Below are 26666 nucleotides of genomic sequence, written 5' to 3'. Positions count from 1 at the left end.
GGTTAAGAAAAACTATATATAGATATGCTAGCTGAACTATTAAAATTCATGTGCATCATAATGCTAGGAAACCGGCATTTTGTTACAAATGAATTTTAAGTTTCGCAATGGTATAGCTTTAATTGGAGGAGTGTAAGATGAATAAGAATACGAAAATATCAATAGTAGGTGCAGGATTTGTTGGATCGTCTACAGCATTTGCAATTATGAACGGTGGACTTGCGTCTGAGATAGTAATAGTTGATGTTAATAAGGATAAGGCTGAAGGCGAAGCCATGGATTTGTCACATGGAGCAGCTTTTGTAAAACCAGTAGAAATAAAATCAGGAGATTATATAGATACTAAAGATTCTGATATAGTTATAATTACAGCAGGTGCAGCTCAAAAACCTGGAGAAACAAGACTCGATTTAATAAATAAAAATTATAATATATTTAAATCTATAGTTCCAGAGGTTGTAAAATACAATCCAGATGCAATTTTACTAGTTGTTTCAAATCCAGTAGATATACTCACTTATATAACTTATAAATTATCTGGATTCCCTAAGGAAAGAGTAATAGGCTCAGGAACAGTTCTTGATACTTCAAGATTTAGATATATGCTTAGTAAGCATTTTGGGATTGATGCAAGAAATATTCACACTTACATCATGGGTGAACACGGGGATTCAGAAATAGCTACTTGGAGTCTTACAAATATAGCAGGAATGGATGTAAACGAATATTGCAGAATAGCTTGCAATAGATGTGAAGGAGAACTTAAATTTAAAGTTCATGAAGATGTAAAAAATGCAGCCTATGAAATTATAAAGAAAAAAGGAGCAACTTATTACGCAGTTGCACTTGCAGTTAGAAGAATTGTAGAGGCTATTATAAGAGATGAAAACTCCATATTAACAACTTCTTCATTGTTAGAAGGACAATATGGAGTTGATGGAATATATATGGGGGTACCTTCTATTATAGGTGTTACTGGGGTAAAACAGATATTAGAAGTTCCTTTAAAAGATGAAGAAAAAGATCAATTGCATAATTCTGCTAAAACTTTAAAGGAATTATTAAAAGATCTTTAGGCAGAATACAAAGTACAAAGTACAGAGTACAGAGAAGGATGATTTACCTTTCCTTACGTCAGGTAAATCTTAAACTTAGCTGTTGTTAGCTTCGCTAACAACAGTAATGACGCGATTGCGTAAGCAATCAAAAATAAGTTATAAGATTTTCTGTAGCAAAGCGGAAGAAAATTATCCTTCTTTGTACTTTATACTTTGTACTCTGTACTTTGGTTTAATACTTCGCAATAATTTTATAATAAGTGTTTAATATAGTTGTCACTCCATAATTGGACTTCAATGTAACCACCTAATTGACCATAAAATGCTGGTAAGTTTATGATAAAATCACTTATGCTTTTGTTAGATTCCGTCATCATACTCAAAAAATGATCTTTATTCCATATAGTACCTTTTGTTAATCCCATATCTTTAAGGTACATGCTATCCCTTGGTGTAAAACTGATATGTGCACTGTCTATATTTTTTAAAGGGATTTGAATTTGATCTTTATTACCGAAAAAGTTTTGAAAGCTTTTACATTCGCATAATACAAAATAAATAGGATGTTTAGTTTCTGGTTTGCCGCCGTTTTTTATAAATTCACTATATAACCATTCTTCTGTATGCTTTCTTTTTTCATAGTATCGATCAAAATATTCACCATACCTATCATTGCTTGCAGTTTTTGAACAGTTCACAATGCACAATTAAGGATGATTTTTCTACGCGAGCGTAGAAAAATCTGAAAACTTTTTTTATTGCTTACGCAATTGTGCCATATGTGGTGCTTAGCGAAGCTAACAACATTTAAGTTTAAGATTTACCTGAGAGAATCGAAAGGTAAATCATCATTCATTGTGAATTGTGCATCGTGAACTGTGAATTGAAAAAATATTGCTGTCAGGATAAAATTCGAATTCGCAATTTCAATGTTCCAAGTTGTATATCTATATACTTTACGATATTAACATTTTTGTGAGGATTAAGTAATTTATATATTGAAATAATGTTGCTGCTGTTATATAATTACTATAACAAAAATCAAATTTGTTTTGTGGAGGAAATTAAAATGATAGAGATAACCAATGTAACTAAAACTTACAACGGAAAAACTAATGCCGTTGAGGACTTAAATCTTACTATAAATTCTGGTGAGATATTTGGATTTTTAGGCCCTAATGGTGCAGGAAAGAGTACAACCATAAAGATGATTATGGGGATAATCAAAAATGATACTGGCTGTATTAAGGTAGATGATATAGATATAAATGAAAAGCCACTAGAGGCTAAAAAAAGATTAGGCTATGTTCCAGATAGTCCAGATATGTTTTTAAGACTTAAAGGTATAGAATATTTAAATTTTATGGCTGATATATACGATGTTGATACATCATTAAGGAAAAAGAGAATTGAAGAATTAAGCAAATATTTTGATATGGAAAATGCATTAAGTGACAAAATACAAAGTTATTCTCATGGTATGAGACAGAAAATTGTTGTAATGGGTGCATTGATGCATGATCCTAGTATATGGATATTAGACGAGCCTCTTACAGGTCTTGATCCTAAAGCAGCATATAATTTAAAAGAAATGATGAGGAAACATGCCGATAGTGGAAAAACAGTTTTCTTTTCTACACACGTTCTTGAGGTTGCAGAAAAAGTTTGCGATAGAATTGCTATAATAAATAAAGGAAAAATAGTATTTTGCGGAACCATAAAAGAAATGAAGGATAGCCTTAAAGAGCAGGGAAGTTCTCTTGAAAAAATGTTTTTGGAGTTGGTTGAAGATGAAAACAAATAAATTTTTTGTACTAACTAAGTATCTTTTAATGGGTTCCGAGATGAGAAGTAGCAAAAGAAAAATAGGTATGTCAGATAATAGATTGATTAAAATAGTTATGGGAATTATTTTATTTATATTTTTGGCACTTTGCTTGTCAACCATAAATATAGCATTATATGAAGGCTTAAAGATAGTAAATTTAGAGTCCTTAATTTTAGTTTTAAATTATTCTGGAATGGCATTTGTTATTTTTTTCTTTGGTATATTTTATGTAATGAATGTGTTCTATTTTTCAAAGGATATTGACTACTTGCTTCCATTGCCATTAAAGCCAGAGACTATAATAGCAAGTAAATTTACAGTAACACTTTTATATGAATATTTTCTTGAAGGAATAATTTTAATACCATGTACACTTATATATGGAATTGGGTCATCTGCTAATCCATTATTTTATGTATATAGCGTGATTCTTATAGCCTTTTTACCAATATTGCCGCTTGCTTTAGCGCTTTTAATAAGTATGCTAATTATGCCATTAGTTAACTTATCAAAGAGCAAAGATTTTTTTAAGATGATGGCTGGAATAATTGGAGTTGTTTTTGCCTTTGGCATTAATATAGTTAGTAGAATGGTTGGTGGTCATAATGCTAACCAATTTTCAAATAATATAAAAAATATAAGTAAAACGGCCGGAAGTGTTTTCCCAGGAGGTAGGATTGCAGCTGATGCACTCATTAATTGCAGTAATTTTTATGGATTTTTACAGCTTGCAATTTTTGTTTTAATAAATATTTTGAGTCTTGTTATAATATTAAGTTTAAGTAAAGCTTTTTACCTAAAGGGAGTTGTAGGACTTTCTGAATCAGGTTCAAAGAGGAAGGCAATGAATGAATCTGAATTATCTAAGGCAGTTAATAGAAGATCAATTGTAGCGGCTTATACTATTAAAGAACTAAAATTGCTTGTTAGAACCCCTGCATATTTTGTTAACTGTGTACTTCCTGATGTAATATGGCCTTTAATTATAATTATACCTGTATTTTTTGGTACATCACAAAATAATGGGCCTTCTAAAGATCAATTAATAAGTTTGTTTGGCTCCAGTTCAAATTATCCTATAATTGTAGCAGGTGCTGCAGCTTTTGGTGTGTTTATAGGAGCTATGAATGTTGTTACATGTACTTCTATTTCAAGAGAGGGTGATAACTTCTTTGTCATGAAGTATATTCCTGTATCATATGAACAGCAAATTACGGCAAAATTATTTTCTGGAATTATAGTGGCTTTGGCAGGACACATACTTTTAGTAGTCGTTGCGTGTATAGTAATGAAACTTCCGATTTATATAGGCTTATTTTCTATAATTGCAGGAACTTTTGGAATAGCCTTTTCAGCTGCAATAGGAATTTTAATCGATATAAGGTTCCCTAAGCTTGAGTGGGATAATGAACAAAGAGCTGTTAAGCAAAATTTGAATGTTTTATTTGCAGTTGTACCTGCAATTATTGCTGGAGCTGTTACGGTTATTGCAGTAGTAGTTACAATGCCGAGTGCTACTATAACTTTTATTGCAATTTCGATTGTGTACTTGGTTGTAGACTTTGTAACATATAAATTAGTATGCGCAAAGGGAGCAGAAATCTTGGGAAAATTAGAATAATAAAAGCAGAGTACAAAGTACAGAGTACAGAGTACAACGAAGGTTGATTTGCATTCCTTTCGTCATGTAAATCTTAAACTTAAATATTGTCAGCTTCGCTGAACAATATTGATAATATAGCGATTGCGTAAGCAATCAAAAAATAAGTTATAAGATTTTCTGTAGCAAGGCGGAAGAAAATCATCCTTCACTGTATTCTGTACTCTGTCAGTTGTACTCTGAATAATGGTTCGCAATATTTAAGATTTGTGCATAAAATAATTTTATGCGATAGCTACTTTAAATATAATATAAAAGGTGATGCTCACAGCAAAGCTGAGCATCATAATTTTTATTTTTAAAATTTTCTGCCTTAGCAGAAAATTTACCTTCACTGTACTTTGTACTCTGTACTCTGTCCTCCGACTTCCAAGTTTTCTTGTATTACATACAATTTAAATCCCAAGGTTTCGGCAATCATTTTTGAATAAGTATCAGTTTCAGAAAATTTGTATTGGATAATTTTATTTTGAGAAAGTCCATATTGACATATGGCTTTAAGCGTAAGTTTTCCTATTCCATTCTTTTCGAATTCAGGATGTATTAAAACCTTTATGTTTGCTATATCATTTTGCAAAAATTCTAAACTTGATACGCAAATTAAATTATTTTTATAAAAGCAACCTAATACAACAGGTTGTGTTAAATCTATATTGGACATTTTCAGTTCTGCTTTTGAACATAATTTTTTTAAGTTGTTAAGAGAACTTACATCAGAAGGAGTTAATAGTCGTAATAAGTAATTTGAATCTAATGTATCGTGCATTAGATTGTTTTCAGCAAGATAATAGAAGTATATGGTGTCATTTTTGCATATAGTGCCTTTAAAATTTTTAATAAAGCAATCCCCATTTACTGTTTTATATGAATAATGTGTGCTTATAAAATTGCTTACATCATCAAATAAAAGTGGATCAGTTTTTAAGAATGATATTTTATTTATATGAAATATCATTATTTTATTTGAACCTTTTAAACAGCTTTCTGGAATTACTTGTGAGCTGGAAATTTTATCTTGAGGTTTATAATCTAATACGTCTTGCCAGTAATAATTTATTTTTCTGATTTGACTATTAGGTATTATATTAATCATAAATTACCACCACCTTACAATTCAATATGATAGCACAATAAAATAAAATTAACAATGCATTTCAAAAAAATGGAATTTATCAGTATCTTTTTATATTTTACTTATAAAATCAATACATTAATACTAGAATTGTTTTTTATGATTATACTTCTAATGTACATTTCCTTGTGAAGTCTATCTCCAAATATCACCCAAAGTCCAATAAGTAAATTCTTCTACTCTCACACCACCACTCTTGGCGAAGACTTCAACTTCCAACATATCTTCTTTAGGATAAATGCGACTTGTAAGGGTTGCTTCTCCATCATTTACAAATATTTCGATAGATGATCTGTCTAAAAATATTTGTAAAAATAATTTTGAAGTTTTTTCCAATGAAGATTTTCTAATTCCATCTTTTTCTTTTCCACATTTAGAACAGTCAAGTACTAATTTTTGATCATCTGAATTGTAAGTTAATAAAGTTTCTTCTTTTTTTACTCCTTTAAATTTCAGACCAAAAGATTTTGCATTACAATCATTTAAATCAAATACAACTTTTAATTCTATTAACTTATCATTTAATTTTGATAAATAACTTTCAGTATCACATATATACTTATTTACACATTCATTATATTCTGATTCGCGAAGCATTTTTAATTCTTCAACAGGATTCATTAAAATCTTGTTATTTTTCCCCAATCTAAGCACACGTGGAAGTGTTAATGCTCCACACCAGCCATCTTGTTTAGTTATCATATCTGATTCCCACATATCCATCCAACCTATAGCAATTCTACGCCCTTTATCATCTAAAAATGTTTGAGTTGCATAAAAATCATGTCCATTATCTAGTTCTTTAAATGAACCATGTGTGAATTGATTTTTTTCATAATCATATTTTCCAACTAAATAACCATTTTGATGCAAATTGCAGTATAAATCACCTTTTTTATCTATACCTTGTGGTGAAAATATTAATACGTTTTTTCCATCTAGCTCAAAGAAATCAGGGCATTCCCACATATATCCAAGTTCGCTATTACTCGTTGCAAGTACTCCAACATATTCCCACTTACGCAAATCCTTTGAAATATATAAAATTGCTCTTCCTATATTTTCTTTAGTAGCATTACCTAATACCATATACCATTTATCATCATGCTTCCATACCTTTGGATCTCTAAAATGGTGGAGACTATCAACAGGTGGCTTGGCTATAATTGGATTTTGATTTAATTTCTTAAAATTTATTCCATCGGTACTTACAGCAATATTCTGATTTTCATAAAAAGTATCCTTTTCTTTATCTATATAATTATGACCTGTATAGATTAATGTTAATTCACCATTATTATCAACAGAACTTCCTGAAAAGCATCCATCTTTGTCGAACCCATCTCCTGGTGCTAAAGCAATTGGACAATACTCCCAATGTACAAGATCCTTACTTTTTACATGGCCCCAATGCATAGGTCCCCAGTTTTCATCATAAGGATGATGCTGATAAAATACATGATACTCTCCTTTATATTGAATTAATCCATTAGGATCATTTATCCAATTAGCTTGTGCCATAATATGATATCCTAGTCTATAACGATTATTTAAATTTTTTCTCGCTTTTTTTAAAGCATCTTCAGCTTTTACAATTTTAAACTCTTTTAACATACTATTTTTCCTCCGTGCTAAATATTTAAAAATAGAAATCTTTTAATAGGAAAACTACGGCTATATATTTTGACTTATATTATATGGTAAACGTTTTTATATGTCAATCGGTACCATGGAAATGACATCCTTTTTAACATGCTTTTTTATATTATAATTGACAGTCAATTTAGATATTTCAATCATTTTACAACATATATATGTATGATTGCACATATGTAAACGAATAATATTTATAAAAAAGCACATGAAAACGGTTGACATATAAAATGTAAACGTATATAATAAAAACATCAAGTGAATATTTAAAAAATTAAACTAAGATAACAATTAAAATAGTTTAGGGGGAATAAACATGAAATGTAAAAAAATATTGTCATTAATAGCCGTAATTGCAGTTACAGGTAGTTTATTGGCGGGTTGTGGAACTAGTGAATCAAGTTCATCAAGTTCATCAAAAAAAGTAACAATAAGTATGATGAATTCAAAAGGTGAAATTGAAACACAACTAGAAGATGCGGCAAAAACATTTTCAAAGGCTAATCCCAACATAACAATAAATGTTATTCCATGTCCAACTGGACAGTCACCATTTCAAAAATTAAGTACAATGTATTCTTCACAGAATGCACCAGCATTATCAATAGTAGATCCAGGTGATGTTATTAGTTTTAAAGACAAATTTTTAGATTTATCAAGTGAAAAATGGGTTAAGGATGCAGAAGACGGAAGTCTTGATACTGTTAAACTTGATGGAAAAATAATGGGATTTCCGCTTACAGTAGAGGGTGACGGTATTATATACAATAAAAAGGTGTTAGATAAAGCTGGGGTAGATCCAACGACAATAAAAACAACAAATGATTTAGAACAAGCTTTCCAAAAAGTGCAAGCTACAGGAGCATCAGCTGTTGCTCTTTCACCAATGGATTGGTCACTTGGCTCACATTTCTTTGGAACAGTATATGGAACACAATCTAATGATCCTAAAGAAAACGCTAAATTCTTAGATGATTTAAAGGCAGGAAAAGTTAACTTAACTCAAAATAAGCAATATAATGGAATACTAAATACTTTGGATGTTTTAAAGAAATATAACATAGATAAAGCAGATCCGTTATCAGCTACTTATGAAAAAGATCAACAATATATTGGACAGGGAAAAGTTGGTTTCTGGTTCATGGGAGAATGGGCTTGGCCACAAATTAAGCAGTTTGCAGGGGATAACACAGACTTTGGATTTATACCAGTACCTGTAAGCAACAATGCTTCTGATTATGGTAATAATGGAATTGCAGTAGGAGTTACAAAATATATAGGAATAGACAAGGTAGATAATAATAAAGATCAGCAGGCAGCTGCTGAGAAATTCTTAAATTGGTTAGTTTATAGCAAAGATGGTCAAGAGGCTTTAGTAAATAAAGCTAATGTAATTCCTGCATTTAAGAATATAACAATGACACCTAATGATCCTTTATCAAAATCAATAAAAGACTATGTAAATAGCAAACGCACAATAGAATTCATGGCAGTTTTACCTTCTGACCATGGAACAAAAGTAGGAGCATCTATGCAAAAATATGTTGCTGGTAAACTTGATAAAGCAGGTTTAGCTAATGAAATTCAGGAATACTGGAAAACTGTAAAATAAGTTATTAAAATAGCGTATAAATATTTATTAAGTTTACGTTTGGTGTGAGTAAAGGGTTATCGCACCGAAACTTAAGTTATACATGTTTCAAAATGCCATGTTCTAGGCATTATGAGGCATGCATAACTTAATAGTTGAGTCGGTAACCCTATATTAATTAAAAAAACGAAAAGGGCTTAATGCCCTTTCCATTTTTTAAAAGTAATAATTTTGTTGGAAGTATACTTAAATTTTATAAAAGAAAGGATGGTAAATGTGAATCAGGAGAAAAGTTTTCTTGGAAAATTAAAAACATATTTAATATTTGCTGGACCAACTACCTTTATATTTTTTACTGTAATCATACTACCGTTTTTATTTGGTATTTATTTAACTTTTACTGATTGGAATGGTATTTCTGCCACTCACTCGATGGTTGGAATTAAAAATTATTTAGCGGTTTTTAAAGACCAAGCATTTTGGGCATCATTCGTATTAACATTAAAGTATGTATTTTTTACTGTAATTTTAACTAATGTTATTGCATTTTTATTAGCATACATTTTAACAAGTGGAGTGAAAGCACAAAATTTATTTAGGAGTGGTTTCTTTACACCTAATCTTATTGGAGGTATACTACTTGGTTATGTATGGCAGTTTATTTTTTCTAATGTACTTGTTTATATAGGAAAAAATTTGCATCTAGCAATATTTTCAACTTCATGGCTGGCTAATCCTAAAAAGGCATTCTGGACTTTAGTAATAGTTGGAATATGGCAGTATTCTGGATATATGATGATTATTTATATAGCAGGGTTTATGGGAGTGCCAAAAGATATATTGGAAGCAGCAGATATAGATGGAGCTACTAGCTTCAGAAAAATGAGAAGTATAATACTCCCAATGATGATTCCGTCTTTTACCATATGTATATTCTTGTCCCTTCAAAGGTGTTTTATGATATACGATGTAAACTTATCACTTACCAATGGAGGACCTTATGGATCTACTCAAATGGTAGCAATGACAGTTTATCAGAAGGCATTTTTATCTCAACAGTATGGCGTAGGACAAGCTCAAGCATTTTTCTTGTTCTTAATGGTTGCAGGTATAACTATAATACAAGTTTATTTCAGTAAAAAAATGGAGGTGGAAAGCTAATGAAGAAGCAAAAGTTTATGTCAAGTATTATAAAAACAATTATTCTTGCAGTTTTATTATTTGCTTATTTAGTTCCATTTTTATTTGTTTTATTTAACTCATTTAAGACAAATGCTGAAATTTTAATTAATCCTTTAAAAGCACCAGGCAAAATAAGCCTTGCAAATTATGTAAGTGCATTTGAAAAAATGGACTATGTACATGCCTTTGTAAATTCATTAATAGTAACTACTTGTAGTGTTTTACTTATAGTTGTTCTCTCATCTATGACGGCATATGTACTTGCAAGGAAAAAATGGAAATTTAACAATGCTATTTTCTTAATAATGGTTGCATCTATGATAATACCTTTTCAAGGAATAATGATACCTCTTGTTAAAATATATGGTTCCATCCACATGCTAAATAGTAAATGGGCCCTAATATATATGTATCTCGGATTTGGAGTAGCTCTTGCTGTATTTATGTATCATGGCTTCATAAAGAGCATACCTAAGGAACTTGAGGAAGCAGCTATGATAGATGGATGCACACAGCTTCAAACATTTTGGAAAGTAGTATTTCCACTATTAAAACCAACAACTATGACAGTATTAATACTTGATATATTGTGGATATGGAATGACTTCTTGTTACCATCACTAATTCTTGTAGCTCCAAATGAAAGAACATTACCTCTTTCAACTTATTATTTCTATGGTACTTATACAGTTGATTATGGTTTGTCAATGGCAGGACTTATGTTAACTATTATACCAGTAATAGTAGTTTATCTATTCCTACAAAAACATATTATAAATGGTGTACTTCAAGGATCTATAAAATAATTTGGAGGAGAGCTATATGCAGAAAAAGTGGTGGAAAGAAAGCGTAGTTTATCAAATATATCCAAGAAGTTTTAAAGATACAAATGAAGATGGTGTAGGAGATTTAAAGGGAATAATAGAAAATTTAGATTATGTTAAATTTTTAGGGGCAAATGTAATATGGCTTTGCCCTATATATAAATCTCCTAATGATGATAATGGGTATGACATAAGTGATTATAGAGACATAATGAATGAGTTTGGGAGTATGGATGATTTTAACGAATTACTTAAAGAGGCACATAAAAGAGATTTAAAGATTTTAATGGATTTAGTAGTTAATCATACTTCGGATGAACATAGATGGTTTGTTGAAAGCAGGAAATCTAAAAATAACGAATATAGAGACTATTATATATGGAAGGATTCTAAAAATGGAAAAGAACCAAACAATTGGGGTGGTTCTTTTGCAGGATCTGCTTGGGAATATGATAAAAACACTGATATGTATTATTTGCATTGCTTTTCAAAAAAACAGCCGGATTTAAATTGGGAAAATCCTAAAGTCAGAAAAGAAGTTGAAGATATTGTGATGTTTTGGCTTGATAAGGGGATTGACGGATTTAGAATGGATGTTATAAATATGATTTCTAAAGATCAAACCTTCCCAGATGGAGTAAAAGCGGAGGGAAGCCTTTATGGCGATAAGGATTCTGTAATAATGAACGGACCAAGAGTTCATGAATATATTAGTGAATTAAATGCAAAAGTTTTAAGTAAATATGACATAATGACGGTTGGTGAAACACCGCTTGTAACTCCGAAAATTGCTATGAAATATGTCGGAGAAGATAGAAAAGAACTAAATATGGTATTTGAATTTGAACATATGGATATTGATAGAGATGAATCAAGTTTTATAAAAAAACCATTTGACTTAGTAAAGTTAAAGAATATATTTACAAAATGGCAAAAAGGACTTGAAAATGGTGGATGGAACAGCCTTTATTGGAACAATCATGACCAGCCTAGGGTTGTATCTAGATTTGGAGATGATGGCTCTTATTGGGACAAGTCAGCTAAAATGTTAGGAACATGTCTTCATATGCAGCAGGGAACTCCGTATATATATCAAGGTGAAGAAATTGGAATGACAAATGTTTCTTTTGAAGATATAAAAGATTATAGGGATATAGGGGCTATAAATCACTACAAAGAAGAAGTTGAAATTAAAGGCAAAAATAAAGATGATTTTATGAATTACCTTCATGAGCTTTCAAGAGATAATGCACGTACTCCAATGCAATGGAGCGGTAGTGAAAATGCTGGATTTACAAAACCAGGGGTTGAGCCATGGATAAAAATAAACCCTAGATATAAGGAAATAAATGTTGAAAATCAAATAAATGATCCAAATTCTATATTTAATTACTATAGAAAATTAATAAAAATAAGAAAAGAAAATGAAATAGTTGTTTATGGTAGATATGATTTAATTTTAGAAGATGATAAAGAGATATATGCATATACAAGAACTTTAGATGATAAAAAGTTGCTTGTTATATGTAATTTTACTAAAAATGAACCAATGTTTTGTATGCCAGAAGATATTAAATATGCTTCCTTCAAAACAGTAATTGGAAATTATAATATGGATGATGGCGAAATAAAAAATATAAAATTGAAACCGTATGAATGCAAAGTTTATATACTTCAATAGTAAAGTGGTGAAAAAAATGGTCGAATTTGAAAATAAAATAATGTTTAAAGAGACAGAAAATGATGTTCTTACTGTAGGAGAACTTTTAATTGATATGATATCACAAGATTATGGTGAAGAATTTGATTCTGATACTTATAATAAATTTTTTGGAGGGTCACCTGCTAATATAGCAATGAATGTAAAAAAATTAGGTATAAATTCATGTGTTATTTCAGCAGTTGGAAATGATAATTTGGGAAAGTTTTTGATAAAAAAACTTAAGGATGCCAACATTGATACTGAGTATATCGATATGGTTGACTACTCAACAAGTTTAGTTCTAGTAACTAAAAGTAAAGCTACTCCTGTACCAATATTTTATCGCGAAGCGGACTATCATTTGAATTTTAATTCTAAAGTATCTGAAATTGTGAAGAAATCAAAGATTGTGCATTTTTCTTGCTGGCCTATTTCAAGGAAAAGTTCAAGAGAGACCATATTTAAAATTATTGATGAGTGTAAAAAAAATAATATTATTATTGGTTTTGATCCAAATTATCATAGAATGATTTGGGATAAGAGTGAAAATGGAATAGAATATGTAAAAGATATAATTAATAAAGTTGATATTGTAAAACCATCAGAAGATGATGCAGAGAGAATATTTGGAAGTGATACACCTGAAAATCAAGTAAGTAAATTTCTTAAACTTGGTGCGAAGCTTGTAGTAATGACACTTGGCAAAGATGGAGCAATAGCTTCAAATGGAGTTGAAACTATAAAGTTTAATACTTTAGCAACCGATGTTGTGGATACCACAGGGGCTGGAGATGCATTTTGGTCTGGATTTTATGCAGCGATTATAAAAGGATACAACATAAGAAAGGCACTAGATCTTGGATTTGCAGTGAGTGCTTATAAGCTTAAGTATACTGGGGCTGTGACAAATCTTCCAGAACTTGAAGAGATTAGAAAGATATATAATTTATAAATATTGTTACTTTAGCATTTTGGATTAATTCAAAAAAACACTAGTAGATTTACTTACACAAATCTACTAGTGTTTTCATTTTACATGGTCTATTTAAATCAATACTAAGCTAAATATTGAACAGTATTACCGTTATCATCAATATAGTTTATTATAGTCTTATTTGTTTTTAAGTCTATGAATAAGCTGCATTTTTTATCGTCTTTATCCCAAGCAAGTTTGATTTCATTATTAGGAGAATCTATAACCTTAAAATCCCCATTAAATGCGTCATATTCATTCCTAAGTCTGATAAGTTTTAATAGTCTTTGAACTACTTCCCTTTGAAGTGATTTTTCTATTTCATCTACAGTGTAATTGTGGCGATTAATTTCACGGCCTTCTCCAGTTTCTTTTGCTTGCTGGTAATCATTTTCGCCTGCAAGCAAGCCAACATAATATATTTGAGGTATTCCAGGTACAAAAAGTTGAATAGCTCTTGCAGCTATATATGCATCATCATCACAGCCTAAAGCAGAGTAATATGAACACAAAATCTGATGAACGTCAAAACCATCTTTATCTTTATACTTATCTGTTAAAATATGACTTACACTAGCTCCTCTTTTTATGCATACATCTACCACTTTTTGTGCAGTTTTGCTATCAATAAGATCATCCATATCTGGTTTTACTGGAATACCATCATGACAATCGAGAGTTGTAAATTGATTTTTAGGACGATCTTTTAGATATTTGCAAAGCTTTTCACTTGACTTATTTATAAGTGTATCAAGAACAGTATACGGTAAAATAAAATCATAAATCCAAAAACCATGCTCTGCGAGTTTGTATTGAGTTTCATATTGTGAATGAACCTCTGGAAGTAGTTCTATTCCAAAGGAATTTGCTAGTTTAATAATCCAATCTAAGAAGTCATATATTTCTGGTTCAACAAAAAAACAACTTGTTCCAAGTTTCTTTATAACATATCCAACAGCATCTAGCCTTACTATTTTGATATTATGTTTACTAAAATTATTAAAGAAATCTTTAATTAGTTGCTTTGTTTTTTGGGATTTTATATCTAAATCTATTTGTTCAGATTGTTGGCCTTTTCCGAAACTTGTCCACACTTTTTCTTCTTTCCCGGTTTCTTCTATATTGAAAACAGAATAAGGCACTTTTCTGCGAAGAAACATTTTTTCTATATCCTCTTCAACAGGTTGCCCATCTTTCCAAACCTTATCTAATGTAAGGAATAAATCTGCATATTCAGATTTTCTACCTTTTTTTAAAAAATCTTCAAAATAGATTGATTGTCTAGAAATATGATTAACCATTAAATCAACTAATATATCAAAATTTTCACCTATTGCTTCTATGTCATTCCATGTACCGAATTTTGGATCTATTTCAAAATACGTAAGTGGAGCAAATCCTCTGTCACCTGATGAAGGAAATGGAGGCAAAATGTGAATTCCACCTTCACAGATATCGGAAAAGTATTTCACCAAAATTGTATTGAGAGTTTTTAAATCACCACCTAAGGAATCTGCATAGGTAATAAGTTGCACCTTGTTTTTTACGGACATATTTTACACCCTCCTTTTAAAAATTGTAAACCCTACTAATATTATTCTACGCTGTTTAGACGAATATGTCAACCGGTTTCATATCTAAAACGACATAAATTATATATACTTAGAATCTAAAGACAATGTTATGAAAAATAACTGAAATATTAGTATGAATATCTAATATTTTAAATCAATTATTTGGGGATAAAGATTAATTAATCACAAAGAATGGTGGTAACAGGTGCTTAAAAAAAAACAGACTTGAAAACCTCGGTAAGAATAATATTTAAGTGCAAGGCTTCATGTCAATATTCTCATAGACAAGTTTATTTCATTATTATATAATTTAGGTGTAATTTAACTAATTTTAAGGAGTGTTTTTATGTCAACAATTAAGGACGTAGCACAATTAGCAGGTGTAGCTGTTACAACTGTTTCGAGAGTACTTAATAATAGAGGATATATAAGCAAAGAAACGAGAAAAAATGTTGAAGATGCTATGAAAAAACTTAACTATGAACCTAATGAAGTAGCAAGATCTTTGTATAGAAAGAAATCTAATATAATAGGACTTATAATTCCAGATGTATCACATCCTTTTTTTGCTAAACTTGCTAATTATATAGAATATTATGCGTATGAAAATGGATATAAGATATTATTGTGCAATTCATATAAAGATAAAATTAAGGAAAAAGATTATATTAATATGCTTAGACGAAATCAAGTAGACGGGATAATAATGGGCAGTCATACACTTGAAACAGCTGAATATTTAAATCATAAATTACCTATAATCACTTTTGATAGAAATATTTCTGAAAGCATACCTTTTATAACATCTGATAATTACAAAGGTGGATTTTTAGCTACAAAACTTTTAATTACAAAGGGGTGTAAAAAACTGGCACATATAAGTGGACCACTTGAACTTAATACACCTGCTAATAAACGATATGTTGCATTTATGGATGTTGTGAAAGAAAATAATATAGATTATGTAATAAAGCAAACAAAGTTAGATACTTTTGAAAATTATATAAAGTTAGTACAAAAGATGTTTGATGAGCATCCTGATATAGATGGTATATTTGCAAGTAGTGATATTATAGCAGCATCAATTATTCAAGTAGCTGATTCTATTGGAAAGAAAATAACAGAAGAATTAAAGATAGTAGGGTATGATGATACTGATATTGCTTCTCTAATTGTTCCACAGATAACTACAATTAGGCAGCCATTAAGACAAATGGGTGAAATGGCTGTAAAGCTTCTCATAGATGAGATTAACGGTAAAGATGTAAAAATAGAAAATATTTTACCTATAGAATTGATAGAACGCAAAACTACATAAAAAAAATGAAAGCAGGAGAGAATATGTTTAAAAGTAGTACCAAGATTAAAGTTAGATATGCAGAAACTGATAAGATGGGAATAGTATATCACTCAAATTATTATATTTATTTTGAGGTTGCAAGAGAGGACTTTATAAGAAAAGCAGGTATTCAATATAAAGATATGGAAGAAATGGGCATAATGATGCCGCTTGTGGAAACGCGATGCAAATATCATGAAGGAGCAACTTATGCAGATGAACTTTTGATTGAGACTTCCTTGAAGGAACTTAGTCCTGTTAAAGTATTGCTTCAATATAAAGTAATAAGAGAAAAGGACAGTAAACTTATAGCTGAAGGAGAAACAACACAGACATTTGTTGATAAAAACGCATTTAAAATAGTCAACCTTAAGAAAAAATATGGCGAGCTTTGGAACAAATTAATTAAGTTAGAATGAAAAAGTGATATAAAAGTGATTACAAAATTTCATTTTATGCTAAAAATATTGGCATAAAATTAATTTTTGTTAATATTTTTAACCTATATCTCATTTTTTATAAAAGTTAAAAATATTAAAGAATATAGATTGATATTCTTTTTAAATATAATATAATTAATTAGATACATATATATCACTAAGGAGGAATAAAATGTTAAAAAAGTTTCTTGACATACTCATTGGTCAGCCATTGGCAAATGAACAAAGTGGTAGTGAAAAATATAATGTGCCTTTTGGTCTTGCTGTAATGGCAAGCGATGCTGTTTCATCAGTAGCTTATGCAGCGCAGGAAGTGCTACTAGTTTTAATACCAGCAATAGGAATGCTTTCTTATGAATACCTTGGTTATATTTCAATTGCAATAATAGTTTTACTTTTTGTACTTACAATATCCTATACGCAGATAATAAAGGAATATCCACATGGTGGCGGAGCTTATATAGTTGCAAAAGAAAATATAGGCGTTAATGCTGGACTTGTTGCAGGTGCCGCGCTGCTCCTAGATTATATTTTAACAGTTGCAGTTAGTGCCAGTGCTGGTGTTGCAGCAGTAATATCTATACCAGCTTTTTCTGGTCTATATACGCATAAAGTTGAAATGGTAATTGGGCTTATAATTATACTTACAATTTTAAACTTAAGAGGGGTTGGCGAGTCTTCAAGGATATTTAGTATCCCTACATATTTATTTATTTTTAGTATGCTTTTTATGATTGTATATGGACTTATAAAATATGCAATTTATGGAGCACCAGCACCGATGCTTCATGATAATCTTAAAATGGGTGGACAAATAGGCTTATTTTTAATTTTAAGGGCATTTTCTTCAGGATGTTCTGCCTTAACTGGAATTGAAGCTGTAAGTAATGCAGTGCCAAATTTTAAAGAACCAAGTCAGAAAAATGCCATAAAGGTAATGTGTTTACTTACAGGAACTATATTTTTTATATTTGGAGGAACGTCAATACTTGCCAGATTTTACCATGCTGTATATATTGAGAATACTAAAGTAACTGTATTAGCTCAAATTGCTTATGGCGTATTTGGTGGTTATAATTTTATGTTCTATGTAATACAATTTACTACAGCAATCATACTTTTAATGGCATGTAATACTGCCTTCACAGGCTTTCCAATGCTTATGTCTGTAATGGCAAGGGATGGATATATGCCACGAAGCTTTTCTACTAGAGGAAAAAGATTAAGCTATTCAAATGGAATTGTATTTTTAACAGTTATTGCCTGTGTTCTTACATTAATATTTAAAGCAAGCACGGATGCACTTATAAACTTATATTCAGTTGGAGTTTTTATATCATTTACTTTAGCACAAGCAGGTATGGTAATCCACTGGCAAAAATCTGATGCACCTGGAAGGACTAAAGGTAAAATTATTAATGGTTTTGGATCAATAATGACACTTGTAACAGCAGGAGTAATAATGGGTGGAAAATTTATTGAAGGTGCTTGGGTTGTAGTAATACTTATTCCAATAATTGCATTTATGATGATGAGTATTAAAAAACACTATAATAAGGTTGCAGACGGACTTAGAACTACTGAAGAAGAAATTATAAATTGTGATCTTGGTAAACACTTTGATCACGTAATAGTAGTTCCTATTTCAAGTTTAAACAAAGCAACTTTGGGTGCATTAAAATATGCAAGAAGTATAACACCAGATGTAATTGCACTTAATGTTTCACCTAATAAGGAATATATTGATAAGCTTAAAGGGAGATGGGAAGAACTTGATACAGATATACTACTTGTTTCAAAGTATTCACCATATAGAGCTATAATCACTCCTCTTGTTGAGTACATTGGAGTAATATCAAAAGCAGCTGATCAAAATGAAAAGATAACTGTTATTTTACCTCAATTTATGACTAGTGGATGGGCAGGACAATTCCTACACAATCATACAGGATTGATATTGAGAGAATCCTTACTTAAATATGATAATATAGTAGTTGCAATGTATCCATATCATTTGGATGTAAAATAAAGTTTAGAATAGAGTGAAGAAATACTTAATTTTCTTTACTCTATTTTGTTTTTTGCAATATTTATAGAATATAATGAGCAATTTAATAATTTAGTTGTAAACTGCAAAGAGTTAAAAAGTACACTTTTACCTGTAGGGGATGGTCTTATTGTTGCCGTAAAAAATAGTTAGGTTTAGAACAAAGCAAAAAAACAAACTAGTTAATAATGAATTATCAAAAAATAATCTCAAAAAAATTAAATTAATATTTTGAATATTTTTATATTTACTTTGAAAATTTAGTATAGTAAAATAGCAATAACTTAAATATATCGATAAAACTGCAATGATCAGAAGTAGTAGGAATCAATAAAAGTTTCAGAGAGCCGTGGTAGCTGTGATGCGGTAATTTTTATATTCTGAACTCGTCTGTGAGCGGTCTCCTGAACTTTTAGATATACCAGTTCAACTATTAAAATTCATGTGAACCATAATGCCTAGAAGATGGCATTTTGGTACAAATAAATTTTAAGTTTCACGATGGTTTATCTTTAGTAGGGTAGAACGGAATTCCACCGTTATGTGGATAGATGGTCTTAGTGCCATTGAAAAGTGAACTTTTTAACTAAAGTTAATTGGAGTGGTACCGCGGGTTAGCCTCGTCTCTAGAATGTATTAGAGATTGGGGCTTTTTTATTTAAAAAAGAGTAAGAGTAGATTGATAAGGGGGCTATTTAAATGAATTATAAAAAGTATAAAAAGTATCCAAAGGTCAATATTAAAAATCGTGAGTGGCCTGATAAAGAAATTGAAAAGGCACCAATATGGTGCAGCGTTGATTTAAGAGATGGAAATCAATCCTTGCCAGTGCCAATGAATGTAGATGAAAAAATAAAAATGTTTAATTTGCTTGTAGATTTGGGGTTCAAAGAAATAGAGGTTGGATTTCCTTCAGCTTCAAATACGGAATATAATTTTTTAAGAACATTGATAGAGGAGAATATGATACCAGATGATGTAACTATACAGGTATTAACACAGGCTAGGGAGAACTTAATAGAAAAAACCTTTGAGGCTCTTCGTGGGGTTAAAAACGCAATTGTCCACTTGTATAATTCTACATCAGTGCTTCAAAGAAAAGTTGTATTTAATAAAGGGAAAAAAGAAATAATTGATATAGCTGTTTATGGAGCAGAACTCCTTAATAAGTATAAGGATAAATATCCTGAGACTAAGTTTACTTTTGAATATTCACCAGAGAGTTTTACAGGTACAGAACTTGAATATGCACTTGAAATTTGCGAGGCTGTACTTGAGGTATGGAAACCTACAACTGCTAATAAGTCTATTATTAATTTACCAGCAACTGTAGAAATGGCTACACCTAATGTATATGCAGATCAAATAGAATGGTTTTGCAAGAATTTAAAAAGCAGGGAAAGTGTTATAGTGAGTCTACATACTCATAATGATAGAGGAACTTGTACTGCTGCCAGTGAACTTGGAATTTTAGCTGGAGCAGATAGAATTGAGGGAACATTATTTGGAAATGGTGAGAGAACGGGAAATCTTGATATAATGACAATGGCACTTAATATGTATTCAGAGGGAATAAATCCTGAACTTGATTTTTCAGATTTAAATAATGTAGTTGAAGTATATGAAGAATGCACAAAAATGAATGTTCATGAACGTCATCCGTATGCAGGTAAGCTTGTATTTACGGCGTTTTCAGGATCACACCAAGATGCCATAAGAAAGGGACTTCATGTAATCAAGGAAGAGAATAATCCGTATTGGGAAGTGCCATATATCCCAGTTGACCCGCATGACTTAGGTAGGGAATATGAAGAAATAATCCGTATAAATAGTCAATCAGGAAAAGGCGGAACTGCATATATAATGGAAAGTGATTTCGGGTTTATACTTCCAAAGGCTATGCACCCAGAGTTTGGAAAAGTAATAAAGGCAAAATCCGATGAACTTGGAATAGAACTTACACCTAAGCAAATATTTGAGTTTTTTAAAAGTGAATACCTTGATAGAAAAGAACCATATTGTTTAAAAAATTATAAACTTCATTCCGTTCAAAATGTAGAGAATGATGAAAATTCGGTTGACATTGAAGCTTTAATATCAATTAATGATGTGAATAAGAAAATAGAGGGCATTGGTAATGGACCTGTAGATGCGTTCTTTAATGCATTACATTCAAATAACATAAATTGTTGCAAGTTTATATCTTATGATGAGCATGCCCTTAATGTAGGTTCACATTCAAAGGCTGTAGCATATATACAAATAGAAGCTAAAGGTAAAAGATATTATGGAGTTGGCATATCGGACAATATAGATACAGCATCACTTAATGCGTTGATAAGTGCACTAAATAGATGTATATAAGAATATATGTGAAATTAAAAAAAAATTTATATTAATTTATTGAATTATTTAATAAACGAACTGTCAAAAAATAATTATCAAGTAATATTTTTGACAGTTCGTTTGTTTTTAAGTTACTTTTTTGCTATTTTCTCAAAAACAATACTGGTGTGAATTATATGTGCATTTCTTGGAATAAGGGGTATAAGAATACATTAAAATTATTCTGAATTTACTGAAAAATGAATGCTCAAAATGTTAATAAATATATTGGTGAATTATTGTTATATGAATTTAGTCATAATTTAAAATTGTACCATCTAAAATGAAGGAATTCGTTCAAGTCACATATAGACTTGTTTTTAATAATATGTTAATATGTAGCTGTGTAAAATAATAAAACAGCAAAAATATATTGATATATCTCAAAAGTGTAAAAACAAAGAAAAGCATATGTAAAAAAATGGACGATGCAGTTTTGAAAGAATAATAACTTGCAAATATATGTGCAAGTTATGCATCATAAATTTAGACTTTATTTTAGGAGGGAATTTTAATGGATTTTAGAATTGAAAGTGATTCTATAGGTGAAGCAAGGGTGCCAAAGGATGTGTATTATGGGGTTCAAACTTTAAGAGGGGCAAATAACTTTAGAATTACAACTCTAAAATTAAACACAGAATTTATAACAAGTATTGCGGAAATAAAAAAAGCTGCTGCAATTACAAATAATGAGATTGGGTTATTAGAAAATAAACTTGCAGAGGCAATAATTGAAGCTTGTAATGAGATAATAGAAGGAAAATTTAGAGAAGATTTTATTATAGATCCAATTCAAGGCGGAGCAGGAACATCAATAAATATGAATGCCAATGAAGTGATAGCAAATAGAGCGATAGAATTATTAGGTGGAGAAAAAGGAAGATATGATATTGTAAGTCCAAATGATCATGTAAATATGGGACAATCAACTAATGATGTTATACCGACAGCTGGTAAAATAACTGCCTTAAAATTAATAGCAAGAGTTGTTGAAAAGTTGAAAGAATTAAGTGAAGCATTAGATAACAAAGCTGAAGAATTTAAAGATGTTATAAAAATGGGAAGAACACAGCTTCAAGATGCAGTTCCAATTACTCTTGGTCAGGAATTTAAAGCATATAGTGCTGTTATAAGGAGAGATGCAGCAAGAATCGAAAGAGCAAAAGAAGAAATGGAGGTAGTTAATATAGGGGGAACGGCAATAGGTACTGGAATTAATGCAGATGAAGAATATGTATGTAAAATAGTACCCGAACTTTCGAAGATTACAAAATTGAAATTGTATCAATCTCAAGATTTAATTGATGGAACTCAAAACTTGGATGGCTTTGCTCTAATTTCGGGGATTATAAAAACATGTGCAGTGAACTTATCTAAAATCGCAAATGATTTAAGATTAATGTCATCCGGACCTAGGACTGGCTTGGGGGAGATAAATCTTCCTGCTAAACAAAATGGTTCGTCAATAATGCCGGGGAAGGTTAATCCAGTAATACCTGAGGTTATAAATCAAATAGCTTTTAATATAATAGGAAATGATGTTACTGTCACGATGGCTGTAGAAGCTGGACAACTTGAACTGAATGCTTTTGAGCCAGTTATATTCTATAATTTATTTCAATCCTTAGAAACACTTACAAATGGAATTGATACTTTTGTTGATAATTGTATCGTGGGAATAACTGCAAATAGAGAAAGGTGCAGTGAGCTTGTAAATAACAGTGTTGGCATAGTCACAGCGATTTGTCCATATGTTGGCTATAAATCAGCTGCAAAAATAGCAAAACAAGCTATAAAAACTGGGGAATCCGTAAGAAAAATAATTCTTAGCGAGGGAATATTAAAGGAAAAGGAATTAAATGATTTAATAAATCCTCTTAATATGACTAGTCCAGGAATAGTGGGAAGGTAATTTTATATACTAGAGTTGGGGAGTAACTACTTTGATTATTTTTGTAAGTAATGTTAGTGAAAATTTAGAACATCTTTTTTTAGGGTGTTCTTTTGTTTTAAAAAATATAATTTATACTTTATTTTTTAATTTATATAGTGATATGAGCCAAGCTATACCTGCTATAAAAATAAGAATAGAAAAACCTAACATTATTCTGCTGGATAAGCTATTTCTATTTATAAAATTAATAAATAGTATGAGTCCAGCAAATAGTGTGCTAATCGGGAATCCTACTGTTTCGCCAAAGGAAGAAATGAGGCTAGTTCTTATTTTTTTTATCAATACGTGCACCTCCAATTTTTACTTAAGTTACTGTTAATAAATAGTATGAATACATTATAGCGTACCTGTAAAGCATATACAATTAATATAATGCACTTTTAAATCTTATTTATTGTGCTAGAATGTAATTAAATAGAATAATTTTGTTAGGAGATGTTAGTTTGGATAAAATAGATGAGCTAAAAAAAATAGTCAATGACAGCTCTAATATAGTGTTCTTTGGTGGAGCTGGGGTTTCAACAGAAAGCAATATACCTGACTTTAGATCCGAAACGGGTTTGTACAAAACTAAAAATAATTATTCATATCAACCAGAAGTTATGTTAAGCCATACTTTTTTTAAAAATCATCCGGAAGATTTTTTTGAATTTTATAAGGCAAAAATGATATTTAAAGACGCTAAGCCAAATGCAGCTCACTATGCTTTAGCTGAACTCGAGAAAAGGGGGAAAGTTAAGACGGTTATAACACAAAACATTGATGGTTTGCATCAAGCAGCAGGGTCAAAAAATGTTTTAGAATTGCATGGGTCTGTTCATAGAAACTATTGTTTAAGTTGTGGTAAACATTTTGATTTGGATTATGTGGTAAATAGCAATAGTAGTATTCCTAAATGTGATGAATGTGGTGGAATGATAAGACCGGATGTTGTTTTATATGAAGAAGGTCTTGATAATGAAGTAATAAACAAAACAGTTCAATATATAAGGCAGGCAGATGTGTTAATAGTTGGGGGAACCTCACTTGTGGTATATCCTGCTGCTGGTTTAATAAGATATTTTAGTGGGAGTAAACTAGTTTTAATAAATAAATCTACTACGCCTTATGATAAAGATGCTGATTTAATTATAGATGATAGCATAGGCAAGGTATTAAAAAGTGTAATTGAATAAGGCATCTTAAAGAAAATAACAAGTCCAACTTTGGGCTTATTATTTTTTTTAATATGCCTAATAGAGAGGATTTATGAAAAAGGATAGAATTATTTTTCATGTTGATGTAAATTCTGCTTTCCTTTCCTGGACGGCAGTTGACAAATTAAATAATGGTGAAAAAATAGATATAAGAAATATTCCTTCAGTTATAGGAGGGGATGAAGAAGCAAGGCATGGAGTTGTACTTGCAAAATCAACACCTGCAAAAAAATATGGAATTGTTACAGGAGAAAGTTTGTACTCTGCAAGAAAAAAATGTCCCGAAATTTTAGTTTTTAAGCCATCCTTTAGTGTTTATCAAAAATGTAGTAAAAATTTAATGGGATTATTAAGAGAATACACACCGTTTATTGAGCAGTATTCTATTGATGAATGTTTCATGGATTTAACTAACGATATAAGTGAGTCAGAAGCAACTGAATTTGCATATAAAATTAAAGCAAAGGTGAGAAAAGAACTTGGTTTTACTGTAAATGTAGGAATATCTACAAATAAACTTCTTGCTAAAATGGCATCGGAGCTTGAAAAACCAGATAAGGTTAATACCTTGTATAGAAATGAAATAAAAACTAAGATGTGGCCGCTTCCTGTTGGGGATTTATTTATGGTAGGGAGAAGCGGAAAGGAAAAATTAAATAAATTATTTATCCACAATATAGGTGAACTTGCGAGCTTTGATGTGGATATATTGGTTAATAAGTTTAAAAGTTATGGAAGATTGATATGGGAATATGCAAATGGAATTGATAATTCTAGCATTAATCACAATGTAGAAGAAATAAAGAATATAAGCAATTCAACTACTCTTTCTGAAGATCTTACTAGAATAGATGATATACGAAACGTGCTTATGGAACTTTGTGAAACAGTTGCATTTAGACTTAGAAAAACTAATAAATGTTGCAGCTTTGTATCAGTAACCATAAGAACTAATAATTTCAAAAATTATTCACACCAGAAAAAACTTAAAACTCCTACTAATTGTACAAATAGCATTATTGAAGTTTCTAACGAAATATTTAAAGAAATGTGGAAAAAAGAACCTATAAGACTTTTAGGAGTTCAGCTTTCCGGATTATGTGATAGTGAAATTAAGCAAATGTCATTATTTGAAAATGAAAATAAAGATGAAGATAAAAACAAGGCTTTGGACAAAACTATCGATTTATTAAGAGAAAAGTACGGAGTGGAAGTTGTAAAAAGATCATCATTCATAAAAAAATAGTATAGATGAAGTTTTAGAGCAGAGTACAAAGTACAGAGTACAAAGAAGGATACACATACTAGGGGTTTGGGCGTAAAGCCCATGTAGGTTCTTTAACCTTAGTAGAGTTACTTTCAATAGCAGTGCAATAAAACTTTGTATATTAATAAACGCTGTTCAGGTAAATCTTAGAACTTATATAATGCCAGCTTCGCTGAGCGCCATCAATGGCGCGATTGCGCAGCAATAAAGAAAATAAGTTTTCAGATTTTTTCGCAGCGATAGCGGAGAAAAATCCTCCTTCATTGTACTTTGTACTCTGTACTTTGTACTTTGGCTTCTCCTCGACAAATTGTAAGTTGAAATGGTATTTTGCCGTTAAACATTTCCTAGAGTATCTGCATAAGTAAAATGAAGTATTTCAATTATATAATAAGTAAAGTGAAATTATTTTAACATAATGGAGAGTTTCAATATGAACAACTATAATAAATATGTTACTATATTAAACGTCGCAAGTGAGCGATAACAAATCACTGAAATCTTGAAAAACAAAACTTTAAAACAAATTAAAAAAGTAGTTGACAAGATGGAATGAAAGTGATAAGATATAAAAGCTGTCAGATGACAGCACATTGAACTTTGAAAATTAAACAGAGATAGAATTAAGTAAACCAGCAATTCTTTTGAATAGAATTTATTCTATTTAATAATATAAGCGAATGAGCTTAAATCAAACTTTTAAATTGAGAGTTTGATCCTGGCTCAGGACGAACGCTGGCGGCGTGCTTAACACATGCAAGTCGAGCGAGGAACTTCGGTTCCTAGCGGCGGACGGGTGAGTAACACGTGGGCAACCTGCCTCACAATGGGGGATAGCCTTCCGAAAGGAAGATTAATACC

General features: G+C 30.6%; 20 protein-coding genes, 1 rRNA gene and 1 other annotated feature (1 of these 22 running past the window's edge). Of the genes, 16 read left to right on the top strand and 5 right to left on the bottom strand.

Annotated features, from left to right (window positions below):
* Positions 1-137 precede the first annotated feature (137 nt).
* The gene (locus tag CUEA01_RS23110) at positions 138-1076 is read left to right on the top strand and encodes an L-lactate dehydrogenase (protein ID WP_234124634.1); all 939 of its coding nucleotides are present in this window, start codon (positions 138-140) and stop codon (positions 1074-1076) included.
* Between the two features lie 233 nt (positions 1077-1309).
* Here the strand turns inward: CUEA01_RS23110 and CUEA01_RS23105 are convergent, their stop codons facing one another.
* Positions 1310-1756 (bottom strand): hypothetical protein, encoded by a 447-nt coding sequence (locus CUEA01_RS23105; RefSeq protein ID WP_234124632.1) that lies wholly within the window; start codon positions 1754-1756, stop codon positions 1310-1312.
* Positions 1757-2127: 371 nt separating this feature from the next.
* Here CUEA01_RS23105 and CUEA01_RS23100 point away from each other — a divergent pair, with 371 nt between their 5' ends.
* The gene (locus CUEA01_RS23100) at positions 2128-2862 is read left to right on the top strand and encodes an ABC transporter ATP-binding protein (RefSeq protein WP_234124631.1); all 735 of its coding nucleotides are present in this window, start codon (positions 2128-2130) and stop codon (positions 2860-2862) included.
* Positions 2849-4507 carry a putative ABC transporter permease subunit gene (locus CUEA01_RS23095; protein WP_234124629.1) on the top strand — a complete coding sequence of 553 codons (1659 nt, stop codon included), beginning with the start codon at positions 2849-2851 and terminating at the stop codon, positions 4505-4507. The genes CUEA01_RS23100 and CUEA01_RS23095 overlap by 14 nt, the downstream gene beginning before the upstream one ends.
* A gap of 370 nt (positions 4508-4877) precedes the next feature.
* On the opposite strand, the gene CUEA01_RS23090 is transcribed toward CUEA01_RS23095, so the two are convergent.
* Together CUEA01_RS23090 and CUEA01_RS23085 are read right to left on the bottom strand one after the other, a co-directional pair.
* On the bottom strand, positions 4878-5639 hold the full coding sequence (locus tag CUEA01_RS23090) for a hypothetical protein (protein ID WP_234124627.1): 762 nt from the start codon (positions 5637-5639) through the stop codon (positions 4878-4880).
* A gap of 174 nt (positions 5640-5813) precedes the next feature.
* Positions 5814-7292 (bottom strand): glycoside hydrolase family 32 protein, encoded by a 1479-nt coding sequence (locus CUEA01_RS23085; RefSeq protein ID WP_234124625.1) that lies wholly within the window; start codon positions 7290-7292, stop codon positions 5814-5816.
* 355 nt (positions 7293-7647) lie between these two features.
* Here CUEA01_RS23085 and CUEA01_RS23080 point away from each other — a divergent pair, with 355 nt between their 5' ends.
* The 5 genes from CUEA01_RS23080 to CUEA01_RS23060 all read left to right on the top strand — a co-directional run bounded on the left by CUEA01_RS23080 (position 7648) and on the right by CUEA01_RS23060 (position 13582).
* Positions 7648-8943 (top strand): ABC transporter substrate-binding protein, encoded by a 1296-nt coding sequence (locus tag CUEA01_RS23080; RefSeq protein ID WP_234124623.1) that lies wholly within the window; start codon positions 7648-7650, stop codon positions 8941-8943.
* Positions 8944-9189: 246 nt separating this feature from the next.
* A complete protein-coding gene (locus CUEA01_RS23075) occupies positions 9190-10083 on the top strand; it encodes a carbohydrate ABC transporter permease (RefSeq protein ID WP_234124621.1) in 894 nt (297 codons plus the stop codon).
* Positions 10083-10910: a carbohydrate ABC transporter permease gene (locus CUEA01_RS23070; protein WP_234124619.1), complete on the top strand. Its 828-nt coding sequence runs from the start codon at positions 10083-10085 to the stop codon at positions 10908-10910. The genes CUEA01_RS23075 and CUEA01_RS23070 overlap by 1 nt, the downstream gene beginning before the upstream one ends.
* A gap of 16 nt (positions 10911-10926) precedes the next feature.
* On the top strand, positions 10927-12609 hold the full coding sequence (locus CUEA01_RS23065; protein WP_234124617.1) for a glycoside hydrolase family 13 protein: 1683 nt from the start codon (positions 10927-10929) through the stop codon (positions 12607-12609).
* Positions 12610-12625: 16 nt separating this feature from the next.
* Positions 12626-13582: a carbohydrate kinase family protein gene (locus CUEA01_RS23060; RefSeq protein ID WP_234124615.1), complete on the top strand. Its 957-nt coding sequence runs from the start codon at positions 12626-12628 to the stop codon at positions 13580-13582.
* Between the two features lie 104 nt (positions 13583-13686).
* Here the strand turns inward: CUEA01_RS23060 and gtfA are convergent, their stop codons facing one another.
* Positions 13687-15156 (bottom strand): sucrose phosphorylase, encoded by a 1470-nt coding sequence (gtfA, locus tag CUEA01_RS23055; RefSeq protein WP_234124613.1) that lies wholly within the window; start codon positions 15154-15156, stop codon positions 13687-13689.
* Between the two features lie 367 nt (positions 15157-15523).
* Here gtfA and CUEA01_RS23050 point away from each other — a divergent pair, with 367 nt between their 5' ends.
* The 5 genes from CUEA01_RS23050 (at position 15524) to CUEA01_RS23030 (ending at position 23300) form a co-directional block, all read left to right on the top strand.
* Positions 15524-16495, top strand: coding sequence for a LacI family DNA-binding transcriptional regulator (locus tag CUEA01_RS23050; RefSeq protein WP_234124612.1), 972 nt, complete (start codon positions 15524-15526; stop codon positions 16493-16495).
* A gap of 23 nt (positions 16496-16518) precedes the next feature.
* Complete coding sequence (locus CUEA01_RS23045; RefSeq protein WP_234124611.1) at positions 16519-16935, top strand: acyl-CoA thioesterase; 417 nt, start codon at positions 16519-16521, stop codon at positions 16933-16935.
* A 193-nt stretch (positions 16936-17128) separates the two neighbouring features.
* Entirely contained in the window at positions 17129-18985 is a 1857-nt protein-coding gene (locus CUEA01_RS23040) for an APC family permease (RefSeq protein WP_234124610.1), read from the top strand.
* Between the two features lie 316 nt (positions 18986-19301).
* Positions 19302-19634, top strand: a binding site (T-box leader).
* 68 nt (positions 19635-19702) lie between these two features.
* Entirely contained in the window at positions 19703-21367 is a 1665-nt protein-coding gene (gene leuA, locus CUEA01_RS23035; RefSeq protein WP_234124609.1) for a 2-isopropylmalate synthase, read from the top strand.
* Between the two features lie 535 nt (positions 21368-21902).
* Positions 21903-23300 (top strand): aspartate ammonia-lyase, encoded by a 1398-nt coding sequence (locus CUEA01_RS23030; RefSeq protein ID WP_234124608.1) that lies wholly within the window; start codon positions 21903-21905, stop codon positions 23298-23300.
* Between the two features lie 111 nt (positions 23301-23411).
* Here the strand turns inward: CUEA01_RS23030 and CUEA01_RS23025 are convergent, their stop codons facing one another.
* Positions 23412-23624: a hypothetical protein gene (locus tag CUEA01_RS23025; RefSeq protein ID WP_234124607.1), complete on the bottom strand. Its 213-nt coding sequence runs from the start codon at positions 23622-23624 to the stop codon at positions 23412-23414.
* 161 nt (positions 23625-23785) lie between these two features.
* On the opposite strand from CUEA01_RS23025, the gene CUEA01_RS23020 reads away from it, so the two are divergent.
* From CUEA01_RS23020 to CUEA01_RS23010, 3 genes are all read left to right on the top strand, one after another.
* Positions 23786-24517 carry an NAD-dependent protein deacylase gene (locus tag CUEA01_RS23020; protein ID WP_234124606.1) on the top strand — a complete coding sequence of 244 codons (732 nt, stop codon included), beginning with the start codon at positions 23786-23788 and terminating at the stop codon, positions 24515-24517.
* 73 nt (positions 24518-24590) lie between these two features.
* Positions 24591-25784 (top strand): Y-family DNA polymerase, encoded by a 1194-nt coding sequence (locus CUEA01_RS23015; protein ID WP_234124604.1) that lies wholly within the window; start codon positions 24591-24593, stop codon positions 25782-25784.
* Between the two features lie 721 nt (positions 25785-26505).
* Positions 26506-26666: ribosomal RNA gene (locus CUEA01_RS23010) — 16S ribosomal RNA — on the top strand; it runs 1341 nt beyond the window's last position.

The sequence above is a fragment of the Clostridium hydrogenum genome, assembly GCF_021432385.1.
Taxonomy (GTDB): domain Bacteria; phylum Bacillota; class Clostridia; order Clostridiales; family Clostridiaceae; genus Clostridium_S; species Clostridium_S hydrogenum.
The sequence above is the reverse complement of the archived record's forward strand: the minus strand, read 5'-3'. Positions and strand labels throughout refer to the sequence as shown.